At 70.1% G+C, this 4272-nt stretch carries 4 protein-coding genes; 1 reads left to right on the top strand and 3 read right to left on the bottom strand.

Features of this window, described 5'->3' with window-relative positions:
* Positions 1-46 precede the first annotated feature (46 nt).
* Positions 47-1180 (top strand): DNA polymerase III subunit beta, encoded by a 1134-nt coding sequence (gene dnaN / locus PKD06_RS17075; protein WP_324382222.1) that lies wholly within the window; start codon positions 47-49, stop codon positions 1178-1180.
* 7 nt (positions 1181-1187) lie between these two features.
* Here the strand turns inward: dnaN and PKD06_RS17070 are convergent, their stop codons facing one another.
* The 3 genes from PKD06_RS17070 to PKD06_RS17060 form a co-directional block, all read right to left on the bottom strand.
* On the bottom strand, positions 1188-2513 hold the full coding sequence (locus PKD06_RS17070; RefSeq protein WP_324382220.1) for a folylpolyglutamate synthase/dihydrofolate synthase family protein: 1326 nt from the start codon (positions 2511-2513) through the stop codon (positions 1188-1190).
* A 16-nt stretch (positions 2514-2529) separates the two neighbouring features.
* Positions 2530-3426, bottom strand: a complete 897-nt coding sequence (gene accD / locus PKD06_RS17065) for an acetyl-CoA carboxylase, carboxyltransferase subunit beta (RefSeq protein WP_324382218.1) — start codon at positions 3424-3426, stop codon at positions 2530-2532.
* A gap of 136 nt (positions 3427-3562) precedes the next feature.
* Positions 3563-4272 (bottom strand): hypothetical protein (locus tag PKD06_RS17060; RefSeq protein ID WP_324382216.1); only part of this gene is annotated, 710 nt, incomplete at its 5' end.

The following is a 4272-nucleotide window of genomic DNA, read 5'->3' as shown; positions in this document are numbered from 1 at the left end:
CGGCGCATCGCGCCGCGGGAACGAGGCAGGGTCCAAGAGTCATTCCATGAAGGTCACCGTCGAGCGGGCCGCGCTCCTGAAGGCGCTGGGCCATGTCCACCGCGTCGTCGAGCGGCGCACCACGATCCCGATCCTCTCCAACGTGCTGCTGCGCGCCGAGGAGGAGGGCCTGCGGCTCAAGGCGACCGATCTCGACATCGAGGTGACGGAGACGGTGCGGGCGGACGTCGTCCAGGCCGGCGCCGTCACCGTCCCGGCCCATGTCCTCTACGACATCGTCCGCAAGCTTCCCGAAGGCGCTCAGGTCTCGCTGGAGACGAGCGGCGAGACGAGCCAGGCCCAGCTCCGCTCGGGCCGCTCGCGCTTCTCCCTCCAGGCCCTGCCCGAGGCCGATTTTCCCGATATCGCGGCCGGCGAGATGAGCGTCGGCTTCGCCATCGGTGCCTCGGACCTCAAGCGGCTGATCGACAAGACGCAATTCGCGATCTCGACCGAGGAGACGCGCTACTATCTCAACGGCATCTACCTGCACACGATCGAGGCGGAAGGCGAGATGCGCTTGCGCGCCGTCGCCACCGACGGCCACCGCCTCGCGCGGATCGAGCTGCCGGCGCCCGAGGGCGCGGCCGGGATGCCGGGCATCATCGTGCCGCGCAAGGCGGTTTCGGAAATCCAGAAGCTCGTCGCCGACGAGCCCGGCGAGGCCGTGCGGATCAGCCTCAGCCAGGCGAAGATCCGCTTCGCCTTCGGGGCCGAGGGCAGCGGCGTCGTGCTCACCTCGAAGCTCATCGACGGCACCTTCCCCGATTATCAGCGCGTCATCCCGACCGGGAACGACAAGAGGCTGACCATCGAAAAGAAGGATTTCCAGGAAGCGGTGGACCGCGTCTCGACCATCTCCTCCGAACGCGGCCGGGCCGTGAAGCTCGCCATCGCCGAGGGCCGGATGACGCTGTCCGTCAACAATCCGGATTCGGGCAATGCCGTCGAGGAGCTGGATGTCGATTACGACGCCTCGCCCCTCGATATCGGCTTCAACGCCCGCTACCTCCTCGACATCACGAACCAGCTCGACAGCGATACGGCGCTCTTCAAGCTCGCCGATCCGGGCTCGCCAACCGTGATCCAGGACCGCGACGAGGCCGCGACGCTCTACGTCCTCATGCCGATGCGGGTGTGAGGAGAGCTTATCGCGGGGGCGTGCCGTTGCGGTCCAGCACCTCGCCCGCGAGATAGAGCGAGCCGCAGATCAGGACGCGCGGGGCGCGCTCGAAGGCGGACCGGCTCAAGCCGCTCAAAGCCTCTTCGAGGCTCGACGAGGCACGCGCCCTGAACCCGGCCTCCTCGGCGAGGGCGACGATCTCGCCCGGCGGCCGTTGCGGCGTCTCCGAGGTCATCGGCACGGCCACGACCTCTCGCGCGAGCCCGCGGAACTCGGCCAGGAAACCCGCCGCGTCCTTCTTCGCCAGCATCGCCAGGAGCAGCACGAGAGGCGCGGGCGAGCGCTCCTCGAGATCGGCCATCGCCGCCGCGACGACCCGCGCGCCGTCACGGTTATGCCCCCCGTCGAGCCAGAGGTCGGCGCCCTCCGGCGCGTATTGGCCAAGGCGCCCGCGCGTCAGCCGTTGCAGGCGGCCCGGCCAGTCCGCCCCCGCGATGCCGCGCTCGAAGACGGATGATTCCAGGGCGCCGAATCCCGCCGCGCGCAAAGCCGCGACCGCCGTGCCTGCATTGACGATCTGGTGGCGCCCGGCGAGCCGCGGCAGCGGAAGGTCGAGCAGCCCGCCCTCGTCCTGGTAGACGAGCCGGCCGCGCTCCGCCCAGGCGGTGAAATCCTGCCCGCCGACGAGGAGGGGCTTCACCCCTACCCGCTCGGCGGCGAGGACCAGCGCCGCATCCGCCTCCGGGTGGTCCTGCGGGGCGATCACCGCGGGACAGCCCCGCTTGAAGATGCCCGCCTTCTCGCGGGCGATCTCCGCCAGGGTCTCGCCGAGGAACTCGACATGGTCGCGCCCGACCGGGGTCACGACGGCGCAGGCGGGCCGCGCAACGACGTTCGTCGTGTCGAGCCGGCCGCCGAGCCCGACCTCCAGGAGAAGCACATCCGCCGGCGTGGCTGAGAACAGGTCGAAGGCGGCGGCGGTCGTGATCTCGAAGAAGGTGATCGGATCGCCCGCATTCAGCGCGAGGCACCTCTCCAAGGCCGCCGCGAGCCGCTCATCCGGCACGAAGCGCCCGCCGCCGGGCGCGCCGAGCCGGATGCGCTCGTGGAAGCGCACGAGATGGGGCGAGGTATAGACATGGACCCGCAGCCCCGCCTCCTCGAGGATTGCCCGCATGAAGGCGACGGTCGAGCCCTTGCCGTTCGTCCCCGCGACATGGATCACGGGCGGCAGGCGCCGCTCCGGGTGGTCCATCCGGGCGAGCAGCCGCTCGATCCTGCCGAGCGAGAGATCGATCAGCTTCGGATGCAGCGCGAGGCAGCGCGCGAGAACCGCGTCGAGCATATCCATGGGAGGAAAGAGCGCGTCAGGCGGCCGGCTCCAGGGGAGCCGGCTCCGCGGCGGGGGCCTCCGGCAGGGGCTGGCGCATGAGCTGGCGGCACAGCCGCGCGACCGTCATCTTGAGGTCGCGGCGATGGACCACCGCATCGACCATGCCGTGCTCCTTCAGATATTCGGAGCGCTGGAAGCCCGGCGGCAGCTTCTCGCGGATGGTCTGCTCGATCACCCGCGGCCCGGCGAAGCAGATGAGCGCGCCGGGCTCGGCGAGATGGATGTCGCCGAGCATCGCATAGGAGGCCGTCACGCCTCCGGTGGTGGGATTCGTCAGCACGACGATATAGGGCAGCCGCTCCTCGTTCAGGCGGCGGATCGCGACCGTGGTGCGCGGCATCTGCATCAGCGAGAAGATGCCCTCCTGCATGCGCGCGCCGCCGGAGGCCGCGAAGAGGACGAAGGGCGTGCGCTTGTCGAGCGCCGTCTCGGCCCCCTTGAGGAACGCCTCGCCCGCGGCCATGCCGAGCGAGCCGCCCATGAACTCGAAATCCTGCACCGCGATCACGGTCGGAGCGCCCTCGACGCGGCCGAAGCCCACCTTGAAGGCGTCGCGCAGGCCGGTCTTGGCGCGCGCATCCTTGAGCCGGTCGGCATAGCGCTTCTCGTCGCGGAAGCGCAGCGGATCCACGGGCGCCTCGGGCAGCGCGACGTCGAGCCAGGTGCCGCCGTCGAACATCATCTTGAGCCGCTGGCTCGAATTCATCCGCAGATGATGGTCGGAGCCGGGAATGACCCAGAGATTGGCCTCGACATCCTTCTGGAAGACCACCTGGCCCGTATCGGGGCATTTGATCCAGAGGTTCTCGGGCGTCTCGCGCTTGAAGAGCGTCTTGATCCGCGGCCGGACGACCTCGCTCACCCAGTTCATCTGCGTCCTTCGATCGTCCCGGCCGATCCGGCCCTCATGCTAGATACGCCGGGCAAGGCCCCGTTTAAAGGGCACTCCCCGCCATCGGCTCGGAAGCTCCCCCGTCATCCCCGGCCGGGGTGACGGGGGAGACCGCTCAATGCGCGGGAGCGGCGGCGCGCTGCACAAAGGCTTCGACGCGCGTTCTGACGCCGGCGCTCTGCTCTTTCCCGACCTCGTCGGCGAGCTGCCGGATGCCGGCCTTCTCGCCCTCTCCGAGGAAGCGCGAGGCCGAATCGGCGAGGGGGTCGAGCGCATCGAGCCGGTGCAGCTTCCAGTCGTCGTCGAGGCCGGAAATCGCGAAAGTCTTGATCACGCCGCCGATCGTCTGGGCGTAACCGGCCCGCATCTTGCCCAAGCCCGACTGCACGCGGGGCTGGGCGAGCACCGCCGGCGACGCGCCGGCCAGGAAATCCAGCGCGCTCCGCGCCATCTTATCCGTAACCGCAAGCTGGAAATCGGTGAACTGGCCGACCTCGGGCGCGAAGGTCACGGTGTTGCGGTCCACCCTCTCCAGCACCTCCCTGTCGGCCCCTGCGGGATCAGCGCGACCGGTCCCGGCCAGGATATAGGCGAGGCCGACCCGGTTGCCGTTGATGGCCAATTCGCCGATGGGCGCGATCGCGGTCATCGGCACCGCCTCGGTGCCGAGCGCGGAGACATCGAACACGGTGTCCAGCAGGCGGGCTACGGCCGGATCGGAGCGGCGGGGCATGACCCCCCCCGCCCGCCGCCCCCCCACCCCCCGGGGCAACCCCTCCGCCCCCCGCCTCCCCGCCCCGGCCTTCCCCCCCCTCACCAGGGCCG

Origin of the sequence: Enterovirga sp. (genome assembly GCF_035325185.1) — a bacterium.
GTDB lineage: Bacteria > Pseudomonadota > Alphaproteobacteria > Rhizobiales > Beijerinckiaceae > Enterovirga.
Note: the sequence above shows the minus strand (reverse complement) of the source record. Positions and strands in the feature narration are given on the sequence as shown.

Bases quoted from the DNA above. Each gene is read 5' to 3' on its own strand.
- dnaN (WP_324382222.1), top strand. From the start codon at position 47: ATGAAGGTCACCGTCGAGCGGGCCGCGCTCCTGAAGGCGCTGGGCCAT.
- PKD06_RS17070 (WP_324382220.1), bottom strand. From the start codon at position 2,513: ATGGATATGCTCGACGCGGTTCTCGCGCGCTGCCTCGCGCTGCATCCG.
- accD (WP_324382218.1), bottom strand. From the start codon at position 3,426: ATGAACTGGGTGAGCGAGGTCGTCCGGCCGCGGATCAAGACGCTCTTC.